The following is an 18,118-nucleotide window of genomic DNA, read 5'->3' on the forward strand; positions in this document are numbered from 1 at the left end:
CAATCCCCTCGTGCAGACGCGACCCCATATCGCGGCGAGACGTGACAGACATCATGAACGTGACGCCTGTCACAGACATCTGAGGGGAGACTACCCGCTTTCTCCGGCCGGCGCGTCCCCGACCGTCCCGCGGGTCGGGCCGGGCGATGCTCTCGGGCATGCCCTAGGGTCCGTGGCGTGCACCCTGACGGCCGGCGTCTCCGGGTCGTCGCCACGGTCGCGGCGGTGACGGCGGTGCTGCTCCTTCTGCTGTGGGTGGCGGCGCTGGCGCTCTCGGTGCCGGTGGCGGGGCACAGCATGGAGCCGACGATCCACGACGCCGACCGGCTCGAGCTCCGCCCCCTCGGCGGCGGGACGCCGCGGCGTTTCGACGTCGTCGTGGCGCGCCAGCCGGGCGAGGAGATCGACGGGGGCGGCACGGAGATCGTCAAGCGGGTGATCGGCCTGCCCGGCGACGAGGTCGCGGTCCGCGGCGGGGAGCACCCCGAGGTCCTGCTCCGGCCGGCGGGAGACTCCCGCACCTACCTCGTCTCGAGCGGCACCTGGAGTGACCAGGTCGGCTCCGAGGTGGCCGCCTGCTGCGCCGACGACGGCCGCTCGGTGGCCGGCGGGGACGAGGCGGAGCAGTGGGCGGAGGTCCCCGCCGGCTCCTACTGGGTGATCGGCGACAACTGGGGTGGCTCGTCCGACTCCCGCTACTTCGGGTTCGTCCCCGCGTCGAGCATCCGCGCGGTCGTCTGGTTCCGGCTCACACCCTGGAGCGCGCTCGGCTCGCTGGACTCCCCGGTCTCGATGGCGCCGGTCCCCTGACTGGGTCGCGGGGTGGAGTCCCCGGTTAACCGGGGACTGGGGAACTTCTCGGGGGGCGTGCCGGCCGAGAAGTTCCCTTCTTGCCCCAAGACCTACTGGTAGGTGGTCGTGAACGCCGTGACACCGGTGGTCGAGTCCGTCTCGCCGACGGTGACGGTCGCGAGAAGGCTCCGGGCGTCGACCGTGACGTCGCAGGTCGTGTGGTCGCCCGGTGTCTTGGAGAGCGGCGCGGCGCAGTGAACCGTGGTCGGTGCGGCGCCGTTGCGCTTCTGGTAGTCCTGGGCGACCGCGAGCTCGAGCTTCGCCGCGGAGAAGTCGGGGAGCGGCTCGTCGAGGTCCGTGGCGACGCTGCCCTTGTTGTCGGTCACCTTGACCGTGAGGCCGTACGTCGTGCCGCGGTCCTCGAAGGTGCAGTGCTGCTTGCTGCCCTTCTCGCCGGCGAGGTCGTCATCGCACCTGACGTTGCTCGGAATCTCGCCGAGCGCCTGGGCGAGCTGAGTGGTGAGCACCTTCTCGACGTCCGCCTTCGGGGTCGACGCGATGCCCTTGCAGCCCGCCAGGAGCACCACGCCGAGGGCCACGAGAGCAGCGATGGCCGTCGTTCCTCTCATGATCCCTGGTCCTCCTCGACGGCCGACGTCCCCGTGACGGGCTCGCAGGTCAGGCGGCCGAAGCCCACCCCGGCGCGCAGGCTGGTCAGCGAGAGCCCGTGCTCGAGCCGGAGCGCGTAGGCGTCGGTCGCCAGGTGGTCGAACCGCACCCGCTGGTCGGTCGCGGTGGTGTGGATGCTCACCGGTCCGGTGCTGTCGTCGTCACGTCCTCCGGAGCCGCCCACGGAGGTCGCCGGCAGCCCGAGGCCGCGTGCTGCCGTCGTACTCGCGGAGAAGGTGATCGAGCCCAGGCTGACCCGGGAGTCCGAGGTGAGCCTGATGGAGAGGACGGAGGGGAGGAACGGGAGGACGGAAATCCGCGGGATGAGGCACAGATCGTCGAGCTTGCCGTCGCGGACGTTGATCACGGGGTTGGCGCCCGCGGTGAGATCCATCGAGGCCGACGATCCGCTGCTTGTGCCGATCCCGATGGGTTCGACCGTGGCGAACGCCGCCGGCATGTAGCCGACGAAGAACCCGGGCACCATGACCGCGATCGCGAGGATCGCCGGCGCGCAGATGAGCACGAAGCGCCGAAGGTCGATCCCGAGAAGAGCCTGGACGCGGTCCACTGCCGCATGGAGCGAGGTCAGGCGTGCCCGAGGGCGTACGAACCTGGCCATGCCGTCCCCCTCCCCAGGTGTGACGTGCGTTACGGTCGGAGACTGTACAGTGCCTGATCGTGGCTGGCGGTGCCGGAGCGCGAAACGCGTTGGGGCTCATGGCCGCGCTGGTGGTGACCGGCGTGCTCATGTGGGTGGTCACGGGGTCGGGCCTGACGCACCCGTGGAGCTTCGGCAGCGCCGACCCCTCCTCGCCCGAGGCCAGCATCACCGTCGATCCGACGGCCGCTGTCTCCGACCTCCTGGGCGTCACTGCCTCCCCGGTCCCCCCGTCGACCGCATCGGAGCCGGCGACCACCGTTCCTTCGGGAGGGTCCTCCGCCACGGTGCCTCCGACCGTGAGCGCTCCGCGCGAGGAGGCGCCGAGCAACGAGCTCGGGCTCCCCGGTGAGGCCCGGCTCCAGGTCCTGGGTGGCGCCGTGCGGGAGTCGGAGGCGTCGAGTCGTGCGGCCAACCGCCTGGTGGCCACCGTCGTACGTGCCCTGGGCCGCTGGACCAGCGCCAAGGCGCTGACCAAGGCCGGCTACACGCAGGCGACGTCGACCCTCTGGGCCAGCGACGCCGCGCTCCGCGACGGCAAGAGCTTCGATGCCAGCCGGCCCGAGATGGTGGTCGTGCTCGACGGAACGCCGGTCGGAGCGCTCTTCCTGCCCTCCGGTACGACGCTGCCCGCTCCTCCCGGGGCTCCAGCCGTCCAGTGGCAGCAGCGGACGATGTCGAAGGCCTTCTGCCTGACGTCCAGCCGCCGGATGTACCTTGCCGAGCCCGCGTGTCATGTGGGGGACACGAGGACGGCCACCACGCCTGCGTTCGTCGCCGTGTGGGTCGCTCCCGGGGTCAGGCCGCTCGACACCATGCCCGCGGTGTCGCTTCTCGGATGAGCGGGCCGGGCCGTCACCCGCGCTCCTCGCCGCAGGTGTAGAGGTCGAGGTAGGTCTGACCCAGCCGGGCGTGAGCGACCTCGGGCTGGGTACAACGGAGAACCGCCAGGTGGCGCCGGCTCACGGGGTCCTTCGGCAGGCGGATCAGCCACAGCCGCTCCGCGTCGCCGGCGGGCCTGGCGGCAGTCGTTCTGACCACCGATCGTGCCGGGTCCACCTCGGCGACGCGCCGCACCACGACGCGCTCGGCGCCGTGCGGAAGCTGCTTCAGCAGCGCGTCGGCGAGGTCCGGGTCGTGCGTCGCCGCCGCGATCGAGGCGAGGTATCCGACAGCCGCGTACGGCTGCTGGAGCATGACGGCGTCGCCCGCGCGGGCCACCTCCGACCAGTCCCGCGCGACCGTTGCCGCGCCGTCCGCCGACCGGTCACTGCGGGCCTGGCCAATCCACCAGTGGCCGGCGAAGAGGAGTGAGAGAGCGGTCGCGAGCGCGAAGCCGCCCCGGAGGGCGACGCTCGGGTCGCCCTCCGCCACGGTGCCGATGTCGGTGAGTGCGAACCAGTCGTGGCCGATGAGTCCGCCCAGGAGGAGTGCCGCCCCGATCGGGATCGCGACGAGCAGGTTGTCGCCCATCATCGGCACGCCGGCGGCGGTGGCGGCCCACGCCAGTCCGAGGGTTCCCTCGGCGAGCAGGATCGCCAGGACCAGTCCGTCTCGTGCCGCCGCATGGCGCTCTCCGCGATGCCACACCACGACCACCAGCGCCGCGATGAGGGCGACCGCGTGGAGCCACGGAAGCCAGCCCGCGTAGCCCAGCGCGGTGTGCAGGCTGCCGAGCACGTCGTGGAGCCCGGAGTGGCTGGCGACGAGCAGCGCCGGGGCCTGGTCGCGCCAGGACAGGCCCCACAGGCCGACGCCGGCGACGCCCAGGACGGCCGGGGCCACGGTCACGAGCGCCGTGCGCGGGCCGGCCGTCCGCCAGCGCCACACCAGGTGCGGGACGACGGCGACCGCCGTCGGCGGGAAGAGCAGGGTGCCCACGGTCACGACCACGGGGTGGGCGACGCGAGACACCCGCGTCCAGCGGACGACGAGGAGCGTGCCCAAGGCGACAGCGAGGTAGCCCAGTGCCGGGGGCCGAGCTTGGGCGGACCACAGGCAGAAGACCGGATTGACCGCGAGGACGACCCCGGTCGTCAGCGCCGCGACGCGGCCCCAGATCCTCCGTGCGACGAGCTGCGCGCAGACGATCGCGGCGACACCGCACGCGAGTGAGAGCAGCCGCACGGCGGCGATCGTGCCGCCCAGGTCTCGCACGACGTGGACGACGGCGTAGTAGGGGAGCAGGGCCCGGTCGACGTGCGAGGTCGCCTGCCAGAGCTGGTGCCAGCTCAGGCCGCTGAACTGCCAGGTCGCCCACTCGTCGCTCCAACGGGCCTTCGCCAGGGCCGGGCGATCCAGAAGGACCAGGATGGCCGACGGAACCGCGGAGAGCAGGAGCTCGGCCTGGCGCCTCATGGCAGAGCAACCTAGCAACGCGTGCCTGTGACTCACCTCTCACCCTCAGGCTATGCTCCGCGCTGTGTCGGACGGCAGGAGGGCGGCCGCGCCGTACGTCGGCGACCAGGCTGCCGGCAACGAGGTCGAGACACTCTTCACGAAGCAGAACGGGATCCAGACCGTTCGCGGCCTCGGGATGACGCTCGTGGCCCTGCACCACATGACGGGCAGGCTGACGAACGCGGCGGCGGTCTTCGACGCGTTCTTCGTGATCTCGGGCTACCTGATCTCGATCCGGCTGATCATGCTCGCGCAGACCGCCAGCATCCGCGACTACTTCGTCACCTTCTACACGTTCCGCGTCCGACGGATCCTGCCGGTGGCGGTCCTGACCCTCGTCCTCACCGCCGTCGTCGCGCATCTGATCTACCTGCCCACCCGGGCCCACGACTCGACTGTCGACGTGCTCTGGGCCTTCTTCTTCCTCGCCAACGTGCACTTCGCGGCCGACGGGACCGACTACTTCCACATGGGCGGCGTCGTCAGCCCGGTGCTGAACTTCTGGTCCCTGTCGGTCGAGGAGCAGTTCTACCTCGCGTGGCCCCTCGTGATCCTGATCGCGCTGTGGGTGGCCCGTCGTCGTGGGCGCGGAACCGGCGTGACGCCGGTCGCGCTGGTCATCATCGTCACCTCCTACGCCTACGGCTGGTGGGCGAGCGCGGTCCACCCGACCGCCGCCTACTTCTCGACCTTCGCGCGGGTGTGGGACTTCGGCATCGGTGCTCTCATGGCGAACGTCGCGGTGCGAGAGGCCCAGCGCGCCAAGCGTTCGGCCGAGTCCGGCGAGGGATCGTCCGGCTCGGGTGCCGTGCCGCTGATCGTCCGCGTCAACCGGCGATTGACACCTCACGCCGGCACGGTCGCCTGGGTCGGGATCGGCCTCTTCCTGCTGGCGCTGTTCTTCACGCCGCCGATCGGCTACCCCGTCCCCGCCGCCTCGTTCGGCATGGTCGGGATGGGTGTCATCTTCTACGCCAACACCCTCAAGCGCGATCCGAGCTGGTTGTTCGCCAACGCCAAGCCGTTCATCTGGCTGGGCGACATGTCGTACTCCCTGTACGCCGTCCACTTCCCGGTCATCGTGTTCGCCAGCAGCTACATCGAGGACACCGCGCTGCTCTACGCGTTCGACATCTCCGCGACGCTGGCTCTGACCGTGCTGATGTACAACTTCGTCGAAGTGCCCGCGCGGAGGTCGTGGAGCCGGACGAGGGAGTGGTTCAGGACGGGGCAGCACCAGCGGGCCCTCATGCAGGCGGCGGTCTTCGCGGCCATCGCGGCCATCCTCTTCGCCGCGGGAACGCGGAGCGTCGCCGTGACGCCGGCGCCTCCGGTGGGGGGAACGGCGCAGGTCTCGCCGAGCTCCTCGGCCGAGACGCAGCCGACCGAGCAGGAGGCGCCGGCCGACCAGTCGTCGGGACTGCCGCCGATCCCGCAGGAGTACCTCGATCAGATCTCTCCCGAGGTCCTGACCCTGGCGCAGGACCTGCCGCAGCGGATCTCCGACCCGGACATGGTGGTCCCGACCGCCGACCTCGCCGACGCGATCGAGCGCTCGGTCACGATGACGCGATGGCCACGGCTCTCGAACGGCGACCGCGTCAATCGACAGGACTTCATCGAGGCCTGCAACGACTCGGCCGCGATCGAGCCGCCGTGCGTCGCGGAGCCGGCGAGCGGCGTCGATCCGGCCAAGGTGGCGGTCGGCGTCGGCGACTCCTCCATGCTGGCGTACTGGCCGATGCTGCGCGACGCCCTCGTTCCACGCGGATGGACGGTGGTCATCTACGGGTTCCAGGCATGCACCGCTGCGCTGGTGCAGCAGAAGTTCTCACTGTCGAACCAGACGCGGTGCGCAGCGCATCACGATCGCTACCAGGCGGTGCTCGACCGGTGGAAGCCGTCGCTGGTGTTCATGTCCGACACGGAGAGCAGTCCCTACCTGACGGTCGACGACGACGCCGGGGGCGATGGCGAGCCGGATGTCGAGCGGGCTCCTGCGGCCTACGCCCAGGGCCTGACGGAGGCCATCGCTCGAGCACAGGGGGTGGGAGCGCGAGCCGTCGTGCTCTCGCCGCCTCCGCTGCGCCCCTCCATCGCGACCTGTCATGTCGCCGGCTCCTCACCTCAGCAGTGCGTCAGTCCCGTCTACGGTCTCTGGCCGCGGCTGAACACGATCGATCGCGACGTCGTCGCCGAGACCGGAGCCACCTACGCCGACCTGCTGTCCTTCTTCTGCCACGATCTCCGCTGCCCGGCGGTCGTCGGCGACACGGTGGTGGCCTCGGACGCGCTCCACCTCACTCCCGAGTACGCCGCGATGCTCGCCCCGTCCTTCAGCCGGTTCCTCACGCGGCAGGGCCTCGTCGAGTGAGCGAGGGCCCGGTCTCCCCTCGCCGTGACGGCGCCTGGGTCGTCGCGTTCGTGGTCGTGTGCCTGGTGCTGGTCGGGGTCAGGATCCTCACCTCCCGTGGCGGCTCCGGGCACGACACGGCCGCGACACCGTCCCCGACCGATCCGAGCTCCTCGTCCAGCCTCGCCCCCGGGCCTCTGGGTCAGTGGAAGGCCGTGCCCGACGCCCCGGAGGTCTTCGAGGACCCCCACCTCGTCACGCCGAGCGAGGACGTCGTCGAGATGCTCGAGCGGTCCACGAGGCTCACGGAGTGGCCGGACGTCACCAACGGCGCCCGCCTGGATGGGGACTCCTTCGACGGCTGCGACGTCGTCGACGACATCACCCCGCTCTGCGTGCTGACGCCCGACGAGATCGACCCGCGGAAGGTGGCGGTGCTCCTCGGCGACACCACGATGGGCGAGGCCTACTGGTACATGCTGCGCGACACCTTGGGATCGCGCGGCTGGACCCTGGTCAGCTTCACCCTCAGCGGCTGCCCGGCGGCGGTCGTGACGCCCGTGCGCCCGGTCGTCGCCGATCGCGATCCCGCCGACTGCGCTCGTCACCAGGACGCCTATGCCCGGCTGGTGGCGCATTGGAAGCCTTCGCTGGTCGTGATGGCCGACAGCGAGGACGAGCCCTACTCGCTCCTCGCGGGTGACACCGCCACCGAGCAGGAGACGCGGGCCGCGCTCGGCGCCTATCGCGGCGGCCTGGCCCGCGCGGTCAGGACGGTGTCCGCGCCGGGGCGCCGCGTCCTCCTGCTCTCCCCAGCCCCGGCCCAGCAGAGCGCGAGCACCTGCTCCGCGCAGGGGTGGACTCCCGACCGGTGCCAGCAGGCGCCGTACGCCACCTGGTTCGCGCTCAACGGCATCCAGCGGAAGGTGGCCGCGCGCACGGGGGCGACCTACGCCGACCTGCTGTCCTTCTTCTGCTACCAGATGATCTGCCCGAGCGCGGTCACCAAGGACAGCGGCGACCTGGTCGTGCGCAGCGACGAGAGCCACGTGACGCCCGAGTACGCGCTGTTCCTCCGGGCGTCCTTCGCGCGCTACCTGCGCACGCAGGGAATCATCGGGTCGTAGGGCCGAGGGAGGGATCCCGGAGGATCACCCACTGATCGTCGGCCAGGAGGACGGGCCATCCCGCGAGCGCGCCGAGCTGCACGACCTGCATCGGGTCCGACGTCAGGCTGAGTGCGGCGCAGGTGATGCCGTACTTCTTGAAGACGCTGGTCCAGTCGCCGGCGCCGACGCCGAACTGGAGTGTCTCGGCGTCGTAGGGATCCTGTCGGTTGTCCACGAACACCTTCTTCTCCGGGGTGAACCAGATCAGATAGGCGCCGCTGTTGTACGTCGTGAAGACCCGTCCCGGGCAAGCCTCGATGGCCCGCGCGATGGCCGGCGACATCGGGGTCCAGCCCAGGGCCGCGGGGGCCCCGAGCGTGTGGACGCTCGATGCGACCACCGCCACCGCCGCGATCGCCACCATGGCCCGGCCGCCCGGCAGGACGGAGCCGGGGCGCACAGCCGGCTCGGGACCGAACGGCTGCCGGCGCCGTAGGAGCACGACCAGCAGCGGCAGCGTCACGATGCCGAAGGCGCTGATGTTCCGAAGAGCGGTCCACGCCAGGGGAGCCATCGCGAGTGAGGTGCACAGCCCCAGCAGGACGGGCCAGTCGAGGAGACGCCGCCACCGGAACAGCAGAGCCACCGTCAGCACGCCGCACCAGACCCAGAACCACAGCGTCACCCACGGCGCCGTCCAGCTCGGCTGCCACTCGGCGATCCACTCCTGACCAGGTCGGCTGGAGGAGGTCGCGACGTAGCGCCACAGCCCCCAGCCCATGGGATTGACCAGCGTCACCGCGGCGGACGCCACCGTGGTGAGCGCGAGCCGGAGGAAGCGTGCGCGGCGCCCCCGGACCTCCCCCGCAGGGCCGCGGCGCCACGCCACGAGCCATGAGACCAGCCCGGCCACGGTCGCTCCGGCGAGCACCAGTCCCCCGAGCACGACACCGCCGTGGAGGTTCGCCCACACCAGCATCACCAGGACGACGGACCGCCAGCGCTCGGCATGGAGCAGACGGATCACCACGGCGAGCATGAGCAGGCTCACCACCTGGGGGCGGATGGCGAAGTTGAGCGACACGAGGGCGATCACGGGGGTGATCGCGACGACGTCGGCCCAGGTGACCCGCCCGCGCGGCCGGGCGACGGCGATGGACAGCGTCGCGACGGCCGCCATCACCACGCTCACCAGCGGGAACCCGCCGACCTTGTAGAGCGCGTACAGGATCACCTGGTAGAGCCAGGAATGGTCTGGCCAGGGGTCGCCGTACGCCGTGTAGGAGTAGGTGTCGGTGGTGATCACCCGGTGGCTGTGCCACATGTCCTGGCCGGCCCGCAGCGCCCACCAGGTGTCACCCTGCACGGTGTCGAGCCGGAGGGCGACGGTGAAGATCGCGCCGAGGAGGAGGAAGAGGGTCAGCGCGGGAAAGCGCATCGGCGCCATCGCCCAGGCCGTGGCCGACCGGAGACGGCTCGCCCCTGGTCCTAGGGCCACGACTTGCTGTTCGTGTACGCCGGATTCGTCGGCCAGGTCGCGCACATGTCGTCGCTGCCGGAGGTCACGCTGATCTTGAGGCCGGGCAGCGTGATGTTGCCGGTGAGCTGCACCTGCTGCAGCCTGCCGGCGACCTTGTAGAGATCGGCCGCACCGGCGTCGATCCCGGTCCAGCCGCCGCCGAAGGTGTGCGCCTTGCTGTCGACCACCCAGTTGGACGGCGCCGTCCCGCTGTAGACGCTGGAGTTCCAGATGTCGAGGGCCGCATCGCCGCTGGTGAGGTCGTTGGAGCCGAACGGATTCGCCTTGTAGGGCAGCCCGGTGCCGTTGGCGTACACCGTCGTGATGTCCGTCGTGGCCAGCCCGATCTGGGTGTTCCCCTTCAGGTTGATGCCGGCGTCGGAGCTGTCGGACGCGATATCGGTGAGGTCGAAGACGCCGTTGCTCGCCGTGATGTCGCCAGCGCTGCTGGGAGAGTAGAGCTTGACCGTGACGTCGCCGAGGATCGGCAGGGTCTCGGTCTTCGACAGGCACAGCCCGGAGAGCGTCGCCGACGCGAAGCCGGCCCGGAGGACGTTCTTCCAGGTGTCCGCGGCGCTTCCGGTAGTGGTGGTCGACGCGCCGGTGTCGAGGGTGAAGTCGGCCATCTGGAAGTTGCTCGACGAGCCCGTCGTGCCGAGCGAGATGCCGGTGAGGCTGAGGCGGTAGTAGTTGTAGGTCGCGCGGTTGGCGGTGGGTATCGAGTAGTACCTGCTCCGGCTGTTGGTGGCGAAGGCCTGACTGGTCTGGGTGTCGAGCGTCGTCCAGCTGGAGTTGTCGTTGGAGCCCTGCACCACCCAGCTCTTCGGGTCGCGGCGGTAGTAGACCGAGGAGTCGGAGCCCGACGTGATCTCGTAGCCGATCGCCTTCACCCCCAGCGAGGCCTGGGTGCCGCTGTTGGTCTTCACCATGCTGAGCGTGAGGTTCGTCGGGTTCGTGAAGCTGGCGGAGTACCACTTGGTGGAGGGGTTGCCGTCCGTCGCCCACGTGTACGCCTCGGAGGTGCTGCCCCCGTTCGCGCTGACCGCTGCTTTGATCCCCGCGACGCCGTCGAGCATGAGGTCGCCGAGCCCGAGGACGTTGCCGCTCCTGCGCGCGGTGACGTTGAGCCGGTAGTAGGTGTAGCTGCCGGTCGCGGTGGGGGTGATCGTGTACGCCGTCGAGCGGGCCGTGAAGTTCGCGGCGGCGTACCCGGTCCGGGTGTCCAGCGTGGTCCAGGTGCTGGCGTCGTTCGACCCCGCCAGGGTCCAGGTGTTGGGGTCGTAGTTGGCCGTGGGGCTCGTGGTGATGGTGTACGTCGCCACCGAGATCGGCTGGGAGAGGGTGAGGATGAGCGTCTGGGTGGCCTGCGACGTGGACTGCCAGTACGTCGCGCTGCTGCCGTCGATCGCGGACATCACGTTGACCGTGGTGCTGCTCTCGTTCGCCACGCTGGTCGTGGAGCCGATCCCCGCCGTGGCGGTGACGCCGACGACGACCGGAGGCCCGTCGGTCCCCGTGCTGTAGGTGTAGCCCTTCTGCTTCACCGGCGCCATCCCGAAGCCCGCGTTGACCGCCTGGAGGCGACTGGTCGAGAAGGAGAAGCCGTTCAGGTCGTTGGAGCGGCTGGAGCTCATGATCGACAGGTTGGCTTCGAAGCCGAGCGCGCTGTTGAGCGCGGCCGACGTCATGGCCGCGACGAGCGCGAATCCCGCCACGATGGGCACGGCCGCCCGGCGCCAGCGGGTGCCGTGACTCGGGGCCGTTCCGAGCAGTCTCACGAGCCGTTCCCCACGACGATGCGCGTGTTGGGCAGCACCACCGAGTTGTTGCTCGCCGACTCGTTGTAGGGGTCGGTCGCGGAGGGGGTGTGGGTGATCAGGTAGTAGAACGTGAGGTTGATCCCCACCAGGGGCAGCACGGTCCCGCCGGCGATCGCGGTGAGGAGCGTGCCCGAGAACTGGCTCAGGTTCGCCGTGCAGCCATTGCCGGTGCTGGTGGCCACGGTCCCACAGAGGCTGCCGAGGCTGATGGCGCTCTTCGGCACCTCGAACTCGCTGTCCTCGGTGCCCCAGACGTCGGCCATCATGCCGAGCCCGCCGACGTTCATCGAGCCCGCCGGATCGATGTTGAGCAGGTAGTCGTTGGTGATGTTGAAGGATCCGGAGTCCGTCGAGTCGGCAGTGAGCTGGACGCCGGAGACGGCCTGGTTGCACCCGTAGCTGTTGACCTTGCGTGACGGGTCACCGCTGCCCCGGCAGAACTCCAGGCCCTGGATGCCCACCTGGACGAGATCGGTCGCCGAGCCCGTGCCGGCGAAGTAGAGCGTCTTGCCGTCCGTCGCGAAGGCATTGTTGATGACGCCGACGATGGCGCCGTTGGACGTGGATCCGGCCGAGGTGTCACACCGGGTGCACCCCACGCTGAGCTTCCACTTGACGCCTGAGACGCACGGGTAGGCGTAGGCCGAGCCGTTGCCGCCGCTGCCGTTCTTGAGCTGCAGGCTCTGGCGCCGCTGCTGGAGGGTGGAGCTGTTGTTCTGGCCGCAGGCGAAGGGCTGGTAGTTGTTGTCCTGGCTCTGTGCCACCGCCCGGCCCGCGCCGTCGCGGATCTCCGGCCAGAACAGCACGACCGAGACCATGAGCACCATCGCAGTGAAGGCGATCAGCCGCTGGGCGAAGGTGCCCGTGGTCGCAGCACGCAGCGACGGGCTCCTGAGAAGGCGCACCATCAGACCGCCTCCATCCCCGCGTCGGCGGCGACGCCGGCCGACCGCCCGTGTCGGCGGGGCCTCCGCGGTGTCTTCTCGCCCCAGGCCCAGATCATCGAGGATCCGACGATGCCGAGCGCGGTGCCGAGCAGATAGCCGCCGAGGTTCGAGGTGGGGAAGGCCGCCAGCGCGATGAGGAACGCGACGAGTGCCGCCAGACCACGGTAGAAGGGCGCGAGCCAGGCCACCAGACCGAACAGCGCCAGCCCGCCACCCATCACGTAGCCGGCGCTCGACGACCAGCCGGGCGTCAGGGTGAGACCGATCCTGAAGCTCATCGCGTGGATGATCCACGCTCCTCCGAGCATGGTCCACAGGCCGCCCCAGAAGGGTCGGGTTCGGCGATAGTCCCGGAACCAGAGGCGCGCGCCGTCGAGGCCCGAGCGCACTCCCCGCCCCCCGCGCCGAAGCTGATCAGGCAGTCGCATCGTTGACAGGATGCTGGTCGAGCGGCCGGCCGTACTTGTCGACTCCCAGCTTGCGGCGCTGGCGGCGGCTGGGCTTCTTGTCGCCCCAGCTCATGATCATCGACGATCCGATGATGCCGAGCACCGAGCCGACCAGGAAGCCGCCGAGATTCGCGGTGGGGAACGCTCCGAGCGCGACCAGAAAGGCCACCAGGCCGGCCAGTCCCTTGTAGTAGGGCGCGAACCAGGAGACGAGGGCGAAGAGGACCATTCCGCCGCCCATCACGTAGCCGGCGGAGTAGCTCCAGCCGCCCGTGAGCGCAAGGCCGACGGAGAACGACATGAACTTGATGATCCACAGGCCGCCGAGCATCAACAGCAGGCCACCCCAGAACGGTCGGGTGCGGCGCCAGGACCGGAACCAGGTCCGGGCCACGGCGAGACCGTGCAGGACCCGACCGCGACGGGCGGGAGTGCGCTCGGCCATGTCCGTCACGCTACCGCCCGAACCTGTGCGCACGTCGACGCTCACGAGGGTGCCTCGGTCGGGCAGGAGCTCTGGGTCTTGGTCCCGGAGTAGACGGCGAGCTTGAGCTTCGGCAGCGTGATCTGCCCGGCCAGGTTGACGCCGTACGACGAGCCGTCGAGGCCGCCGAGGTTGAGATAGTTGGCGGTCAGGCCGAACTGCCCGGCGACGGGAGCCGTCTGGCCCGTCGGCCAGGTGCCGGTCGAGTTGTTGAGGTTGGCGTCGCTGGCGACGCCGTCGGCCGAGCGACCGAGGTTGAGGCCGCTGATCAGGTTGCCGTAGCCGCTCAGGACGTTGGAGTTGAGGAACAGGTCGGTCGCGCTGATCGCGTTGTCCAGGCTGGTGCCGGTCAACTGGCCGCTGGCGTCGTAGGAGATCGCGGTCCCGGCGCCGTCGGTCGTGGTGTTGGCGGAGTTCGTGAACGACCCCTTGACCGGGACGCCCGCCATGATCATGAGCGAGGCTGTCCCGATGATCGGCAGATCCTGCTGGGCGATCGCGCACAGGCCGGCGAGCTTCGCGCTCTTGATGCCGAGCTCGGCCACCCCGCACTGGCCGTTGACGGCCGCCTGCGTGCTGGTGCCCTGCGGGCAGGTGGTGCCGGTGGTGCTGTAGCGCCTGCTCGCGGAGAGGATGCCACCGGCGGAGACGCCCTGGATGTAGTTCGAGTAGAGCTTGAATTGAGTGTCGGAGGTGGTGAAGTTGACCGCCATCGCGCCCGAGCTCACCAGGCTGAACATGGCGCCGAGGCCGGCGAGCCCGAGGCCGGTCAGGGGCACGGCCCCCTTCAGGCGGGTGCCGGTGACCTTGGGGCCGTGGTAGCGGTGCGCGTCGACCCAGCTGCGGAGCCGGGCGATGGCGTTGGTGTTCGGAAGGACGCTCATCCGGGCCTCAGCAGTTGCTCTGGCTCTGCGAGCCGGCGTTGACGGTGATCTTCAGGTTCGGCAGCGTGATCGAGCCGGCGAGGCGGAGACCGTAGCCATAGCCGTTGAGGCCGGCGACGTTGAGCTGGTCGGCGTAGAGGCCGAAGTTGCCCGCCGTGGGCGCGAGCTGACCGCCCGAGACGGCCGGGAAGGAGACGGTGGCGTTGGTGTCGCTGGCCGAGGCGGCGACGGTGTCGGCCGACTGACCGAGGTAGAGGCCGCTGACGAGGTTGCCGAAGCCGTTGAGGCTGTTGGTGTTGAGGTAGAGGTTGCTGGCCTTGATGATGCCGCCGGCCGTGCTGTTCGTCTCGTTGATGGTGCCCGCGGAGTTGATGCTCAAGGTCGCGCTGCCTCCCGAGGTGCTGAGCGTCCCTCCCGGCGGCGTCGGAACGCTGGTCCCGGTGAACGACGTGGCCACGGCCTGGCCGGCGGTGAGCTTGAGCGACCAGCTGCCGATCGACCCGATCGACTCGGTCTGGATCGCGCAGAGCCCGGCGAGCTTGGCGGTGTTGATGCCGAGGTCGGCCACGCCGCACTGGCCGCTCGTCGCGGTCTGGGTGCCCGTGCCCTGCGGACAGGTCGATCCGCTGGTCGCGGCGCGCGTGCTGGTGTCGAGGTAGCCGGCGGCCTTCTGGGCGTCGAGGTAGTTCGAGTAGAGCTGGAACTGCCCGTTCTGCGTCGTGAAGTTGACCGCGAGGACGTCGGCGCTGACGAGCCGGAACATGATCGCGAGGCCGGCGAAGCCGAACGCGGCGAAGAACACGCCTCGCTTGCGGTTGCCTCGGCGCGTCGACTCCGCCTCGGCCACCATCGCGGCCGACCGCGTCTTCGCGTCGTCGACCAGCTCGTGCGTACGCCGGACGGCATCTGCCCTCAGGCGCTGCCACGTCCGCGCGCCCCATGCGCTCGGACCCGACTCGTGGCCGCGCTGGGCGCGCCGCCGTCCCCCGTTGTGCTTCATTGTCTGACTTGCTCCCTCGATCGCGAGTCGCGCGCTCCCTCGAGCTGGCGTCCGACCCGCGCTGAAACGATCCGGCTCAGGCCGCCGCAGCCTGCTGCCGCGCGGCCCGTCGTGCGTCCTTGCGGGCCTTCTTCCGTGCAGCCTTCGCGTCGAAGCGCGCGAGCTGGCGGTCGGTGTAGGGCGTCCAGGCGAAGACGAGGCCGGAGCCGACGATCCCGAGCACCATCCCGACGATCCAGCCGCCGAGGTTGGCGAGCGGGAGCGACGCGACGGAGAAGACCATGGCCATGACGGCCGGGAAGTATCGCTGTGAGGGCGCGAGCAGGCAGACGGCGGCGCAGGCGATCATGCCGATGCCGAGCACGTAGACCTGAGCTCCGCTGGTGCCGAGGTGGACGAGCAGCGCGAGGTTGCTGCCCATGACGGGCTTGAGGACGAAGTAGCCGCCCGCGGCCAGGATGAGGGACCCCCAGAACGGACGGGTCTTGCGGAATCGGCGGAAGGCCTGCCACACGGCGCTTGCGGGATTCCGCCGCGGCGTGGAGGCGCGGCGCGGCTTGGTGGTCCGCGCGGCGGTGGTGGTCTCGGTCATGGTGCTCCCCAGTTGGTTCTACAAGTGAAGGGGGAGGACGGACCAGCCGGGACCCGGCTGGCCCGTCCTCCGCGTTCGGGGCGGTGCGATCAGCTGCAGGTCGCCGTCGTGGCGGTCGGCGCGATGCTGAGGTTGCTCAGGTCGACACCGTCGGCCAGGGTGAGCAGGTAGGCCTGCGCGTCGAGAGCATCCAGGTGGATGGCGCCGGTCGAGGCCAGACCGAAGCCACCCGGAGCCTGCGACGCCGAGGTGGTCAGACCGTCGCCGGCACCCGCCGTGGACTCCTTGAGGTCGTTGACCGCCTGGCCGATGTTGGTGGTCGGCAGCTGCGCCAGGTCGGCGCCGATGCTCTTGGCGTTGAGGTCGACCGAGCCCAGCGTCACCGGGCTGGTGGACGTCACCGTCAGACCGACGGTGCCGAGCGCACCGAGGTTGGTGTTGGCGGCGAGGCACAGGTCGTCGACACCCAGGCCCTCGAGGAAGGCCTCAGCAGCCTCGTGGTTGCTGCTGGTCGCCGAGGCGTCGCTCGCGGCCGCCCCGGTCTTCTCCAGACCCAGGCTGAGCTTGGTGGCGTCGGCACCCGTGGACACGACCTGGAAGCCGGTGGCGGATGCCAGGTCCGCGGAGACCGCGCCCTGGACGATCGCGAAGCCGAGGCCCGCGGAGACCACCGCGGCCGGGACCGTGATGGCGGCGAAGCGGGTCAGACGAGTCCGCCCCATTCCCTTTTCAATCATGTATTGCTCCCTCATCAGTGAAAGTCGCCGGTCCCTCAACCGGCGGGTTTACCGCCAGGTAACATGCGGCGACCGGTTCAGAGTGACGTACAACACAGGTCGCGTCAAGCGAATGCGTGACATCTGTCTCAGATATTGCTTTGCGCGGCCGATCCGGGCCTGAGGTCATGCGATATCTCGCGACGTGCCCCCGCGCGGTAGCCTCGCCGCGCACGCGGGACCGAGAGGTTCGGGAACAGTCGGGAAGAGTTGGGAAGGCGCATCGTGGTTCGTGATCTGGCAGGCCAACGGGGCACGGTCGGTCGGGTGATCGGCGTCCTCGCGCTCGTGCTCTTCCTGGTCGGCACGCTCGTCGTCGTCGGCGCGCTGACGATCTCCATCCAGGTCGCGGGGCGCAGCATGCACCCGACGCTCGCCGACGGCGACCGACTCGTCTGGAACCCGCTCAGCCGACACGACGTGAAGCGGTTCGACCTCGTCGAGGCGACCACGCCCGACATCAACAGCCGCCACGTCGTCAAGCGCGTCATCGGCCTCCCGGGCGACCGCATCGCCGTCCCGCGCGTCTCCGGGAGCCCGGAGGTGCTGGTGCGGCCGGCCAGGTCCTCGACGACGTACGTCATCCGCAGCTCGACCTGGGACGGCCAGGTGGGCGAGGCCTCCGACGCGTGCTGCGCCGACGACGGGACCAGCTCGGACAGCCAGCATTGGGCGACGGTGCCCGAGGGCAGCTACTGGCTGCTGGGCGACAACTGGGGCGGGTCGACCGACTCGCGGACGTACGGGTTCGTGGACACCGCGCATCTCGGCGGCACCCTGGACTTCCGGATCCTGCCGCTGGGCCGCTTCGGCCGGGTGCACAACCCCGCGACCATGACGCCGCGCTGACCGCGGGAGCACCTCGCCCGGGTCAGCAGTCCCCGGCGACGGTCGGGCACCTCGAGACGTCCTTGAGCCAGGTCTTCAGCTTCGCGCTCACGTCCCGCTCGCCGGGGAGGTAGTAGACGACGATGTCTCCGGCCCACAGGGTGAGCGGCGTGACGTCGGCATCGGCGCCGCGCATGACATGCGGGTTCTGCATCAGCCAGTCCCGTGCCTTGTTGGGAAGCGTGAACCAGAGGATGTAGATCGTTCCCTCGGCGCCGGGCGCGTCGACGTTGGTGATGACCCGCTGGAGCTTGGAAGCGTCGGGCAGCTGGATCCGCTTCTCGAGCGTCTCCCGGGCTGCCGGGAGCGTGACGGGTCGCTTGCCGGGGTGGATCTGCCAGTAGGTCGTGAGGTCCCACGACGCCTGGGTGTCGTTCTCCAGCCGTTGTGCGATCGCCGCGTCCTTGCCCCAGTTGGGGAGGGCATCGTGGGCGATGGAGACATAGCCGAGCGGGTCCTCCCGGCCGAAGTTGAACTTCGAGAACTGCTCGATGCCGAACTGGACCCCGAGGGTGCCGAGGATGCCGACGACGAGGCCCACCGCGACGCCCTTCGCGTAGCCGAAGCGATCGTCGATGAACTCGATCGGCTCGATCGGCTCGATCGGCTCCGCGACGTCTGCGGCGGCCGGCGCCCTGACCGCCGTGTCGTCGAGTCCGTCGTACGCCTCGTCGGCTTGCTCCCCTGCCGGCACGTCCTCGATGACGTCGCGCTGCCCCCGCCTCCACATGGTCGGCCATTGTGCCACCGGTCACACCGTGGCCGCTGCGAGATG

Annotated in this window: 18 protein-coding genes; 5 read left to right on the forward strand and 13 right to left on the reverse strand. The window is 70.1% G+C overall.

Translation table 11 applies throughout. The features are described from left to right. The first annotated feature begins 177 nt into the window (after positions 1-177). Positions 178-810: a signal peptidase I gene (gene lepB, locus QM572_RS13080; protein WP_415093796.1), complete on the forward strand. Its 633-nt coding sequence runs from the start codon at positions 178-180 to the stop codon at positions 808-810. Positions 811-902: 92 nt separating this feature from the next. On the opposite strand, the gene QM572_RS13085 is transcribed toward lepB (QM572_RS13080), so the two are convergent. Continuing rightward, positions 903-1,421: a DUF4333 domain-containing protein gene (locus QM572_RS13085; protein WP_415093798.1), complete on the reverse strand. Its 519-nt coding sequence runs from the start codon at positions 1,419-1,421 to the stop codon at positions 903-905. Continuing rightward, positions 1,418-2,083: a hypothetical protein gene (locus tag QM572_RS13090; RefSeq protein ID WP_415093800.1), complete on the reverse strand. Its 666-nt coding sequence runs from the start codon at positions 2,081-2,083 to the stop codon at positions 1,418-1,420. The genes QM572_RS13085 and QM572_RS13090 overlap by 4 nt, the downstream gene beginning before the upstream one ends. Positions 2,084-2,142: 59 nt before the next feature. Between QM572_RS13090 and QM572_RS13095 the strand changes: the two genes are divergently transcribed. Then, complete coding sequence (locus tag QM572_RS13095; protein WP_415093801.1) at positions 2,143-2,964, forward strand: hypothetical protein; 822 nt, start codon at positions 2,143-2,145, stop codon at positions 2,962-2,964. Positions 2,965-2,977: 13 nt separating this feature from the next. On the opposite strand, the gene QM572_RS13100 is transcribed toward QM572_RS13095, so the two are convergent. After that, positions 2,978-4,480, reverse strand: a complete 1,503-nt coding sequence (locus tag QM572_RS13100) for a glycosyltransferase family 39 protein (RefSeq protein WP_415093803.1) — start codon at positions 4,478-4,480, stop codon at positions 2,978-2,980. A 52-nt stretch (positions 4,481-4,532) separates the two neighbouring features. Between QM572_RS13100 and QM572_RS13105 the strand changes: the two genes are divergently transcribed. Together QM572_RS13105 and QM572_RS13110 are read left to right on the forward strand one after the other, a co-directional pair. Continuing rightward, a complete protein-coding gene (locus QM572_RS13105) occupies positions 4,533-6,896 on the forward strand; it encodes an acyltransferase family protein (protein ID WP_415093805.1) in 2,364 nt (787 codons plus the stop codon). Further along, entirely contained in the window at positions 6,893-8,002 is a 1,110-nt protein-coding gene (locus QM572_RS13110; protein ID WP_415093807.1) for an SGNH hydrolase domain-containing protein, read from the forward strand. Before QM572_RS13105 ends, QM572_RS13110 begins: the two co-directional genes overlap by 4 nt. Here QM572_RS13110 and QM572_RS13115 read toward each other — a convergent pair. From QM572_RS13115 to QM572_RS13155, 9 genes are all read right to left on the reverse strand, one after another. Continuing rightward, on the reverse strand, positions 7,989-9,422 hold the full coding sequence (locus QM572_RS13115) for a hypothetical protein (RefSeq protein WP_415093809.1): 1,434 nt from the start codon (positions 9,420-9,422) through the stop codon (positions 7,989-7,991). The two genes, QM572_RS13110 and QM572_RS13115, sit on opposite strands and share 14 nt — an antisense overlap. A gap of 50 nt (positions 9,423-9,472) precedes the next feature. Beyond that, a complete protein-coding gene (locus tag QM572_RS13120) occupies positions 9,473-11,281 on the reverse strand; it encodes a DUF6230 family protein (RefSeq protein WP_415093811.1) in 1,809 nt (602 codons plus the stop codon). After that, on the reverse strand, positions 11,278-12,231 hold the full coding sequence (locus tag QM572_RS13125) for a hypothetical protein (RefSeq protein WP_415093813.1): 954 nt from the start codon (positions 12,229-12,231) through the stop codon (positions 11,278-11,280). Before QM572_RS13125 ends, QM572_RS13120 begins: the two co-directional genes overlap by 4 nt. Beyond that, entirely contained in the window at positions 12,231-12,698 is a 468-nt protein-coding gene (locus QM572_RS13130; protein ID WP_415093815.1) for a DUF6114 domain-containing protein, read from the reverse strand. Before QM572_RS13130 ends, QM572_RS13125 begins: the two co-directional genes overlap by 1 nt. Next, entirely contained in the window at positions 12,685-13,209 is a 525-nt protein-coding gene (locus QM572_RS13135; protein ID WP_415093817.1) for a DUF6114 domain-containing protein, read from the reverse strand. The genes QM572_RS13130 and QM572_RS13135 overlap by 14 nt, the downstream gene beginning before the upstream one ends. Continuing rightward, on the reverse strand, positions 13,206-14,087 hold the full coding sequence (locus tag QM572_RS13140) for a DUF6230 family protein (protein ID WP_415093819.1): 882 nt from the start codon (positions 14,085-14,087) through the stop codon (positions 13,206-13,208). Before QM572_RS13140 ends, QM572_RS13135 begins: the two co-directional genes overlap by 4 nt. A 7-nt stretch (positions 14,088-14,094) precedes the next feature. Then, on the reverse strand, positions 14,095-15,087 hold the full coding sequence (locus QM572_RS13145; RefSeq protein ID WP_415093821.1) for a DUF6230 family protein: 993 nt from the start codon (positions 15,085-15,087) through the stop codon (positions 14,095-14,097). A 76-nt stretch (positions 15,088-15,163) separates the two neighbouring features. After that, the gene (locus QM572_RS13150; RefSeq protein ID WP_415093823.1) at positions 15,164-15,679 is read right to left on the reverse strand and encodes a DUF6114 domain-containing protein; all 516 of its coding nucleotides are present in this window, start codon (positions 15,677-15,679) and stop codon (positions 15,164-15,166) included. Positions 15,680-15,768: 89 nt separating this feature from the next. Beyond that, the gene (locus QM572_RS13155) at positions 15,769-16,416 is read right to left on the reverse strand and encodes a DUF6230 family protein (RefSeq protein WP_415093825.1); all 648 of its coding nucleotides are present in this window, start codon (positions 16,414-16,416) and stop codon (positions 15,769-15,771) included. A gap of 306 nt (positions 16,417-16,722) precedes the next feature. Here QM572_RS13155 and lepB (QM572_RS13160) point away from each other — a divergent pair, with 306 nt between their 5' ends. After that, positions 16,723-17,304, forward strand: a complete 582-nt coding sequence (lepB, locus tag QM572_RS13160) for a signal peptidase I (RefSeq protein ID WP_415093827.1) — start codon at positions 16,723-16,725, stop codon at positions 17,302-17,304. Positions 17,305-17,326: 22 nt separating this feature from the next. On the opposite strand, the gene QM572_RS13165 is transcribed toward lepB (QM572_RS13160), so the two are convergent. Beyond that, positions 17,327-18,073, reverse strand: a complete 747-nt coding sequence (locus QM572_RS13165; protein WP_415093829.1) for a hypothetical protein — start codon at positions 18,071-18,073, stop codon at positions 17,327-17,329. Between the last annotated feature and the right edge of the window lie 45 nt (positions 18,074-18,118).

The sequence above is a fragment of the Nocardioides sp. genome (assembly GCF_047607365.1).
Taxonomy (GTDB): Bacteria; Actinomycetota; Actinomycetes; order Propionibacteriales; family Nocardioidaceae; genus Nocardioides.

Bases quoted from the DNA above. Each gene is read 5' to 3' on its own strand.
- QM572_RS13115 (WP_415093809.1), bottom strand. From the start codon at position 9,422: ATGCGCTTTCCCGCGCTGACCCTCTTCCTCCTCCTCGGCGCGATCTTC.
- QM572_RS13150 (WP_415093823.1), bottom strand. From the start codon at position 15,679: ATGACCGAGACCACCACCGCCGCGCGGACCACCAAGCCGCGCCGCGCC.
- QM572_RS13105 (WP_415093805.1), top strand. From the start codon at position 4,533: ATGCTCCGCGCTGTGTCGGACGGCAGGAGGGCGGCCGCGCCGTACGTC.
- QM572_RS13125 (WP_415093813.1), bottom strand. From the start codon at position 12,231: ATGGTGCGCCTTCTCAGGAGCCCGTCGCTGCGTGCTGCGACCACGGGC.
- QM572_RS13155 (WP_415093825.1), bottom strand. From the start codon at position 16,416: ATGATTGAAAAGGGAATGGGGCGGACTCGTCTGACCCGCTTCGCCGCC.
- QM572_RS13140 (WP_415093819.1), bottom strand. From the start codon at position 14,087: ATGAGCGTCCTTCCGAACACCAACGCCATCGCCCGGCTCCGCAGCTGG.
- QM572_RS13100 (WP_415093803.1), bottom strand. From the start codon at position 4,480: ATGAGGCGCCAGGCCGAGCTCCTGCTCTCCGCGGTTCCGTCGGCCATC.
- QM572_RS13090 (WP_415093800.1), bottom strand. From the start codon at position 2,083: ATGGCCAGGTTCGTACGCCCTCGGGCACGCCTGACCTCGCTCCATGCG.
- QM572_RS13165 (WP_415093829.1), bottom strand. From the start codon at position 18,073: ATGTGGAGGCGGGGGCAGCGCGACGTCATCGAGGACGTGCCGGCAGGG.
- QM572_RS13085 (WP_415093798.1), bottom strand. From the start codon at position 1,421: ATGAGAGGAACGACGGCCATCGCTGCTCTCGTGGCCCTCGGCGTGGTG.
- QM572_RS13130 (WP_415093815.1), bottom strand. From the start codon at position 12,698: ATGCGACTGCCTGATCAGCTTCGGCGCGGGGGGCGGGGAGTGCGCTCG.
- QM572_RS13145 (WP_415093821.1), bottom strand. From the start codon at position 15,087: ATGAAGCACAACGGGGGACGGCGGCGCGCCCAGCGCGGCCACGAGTCG.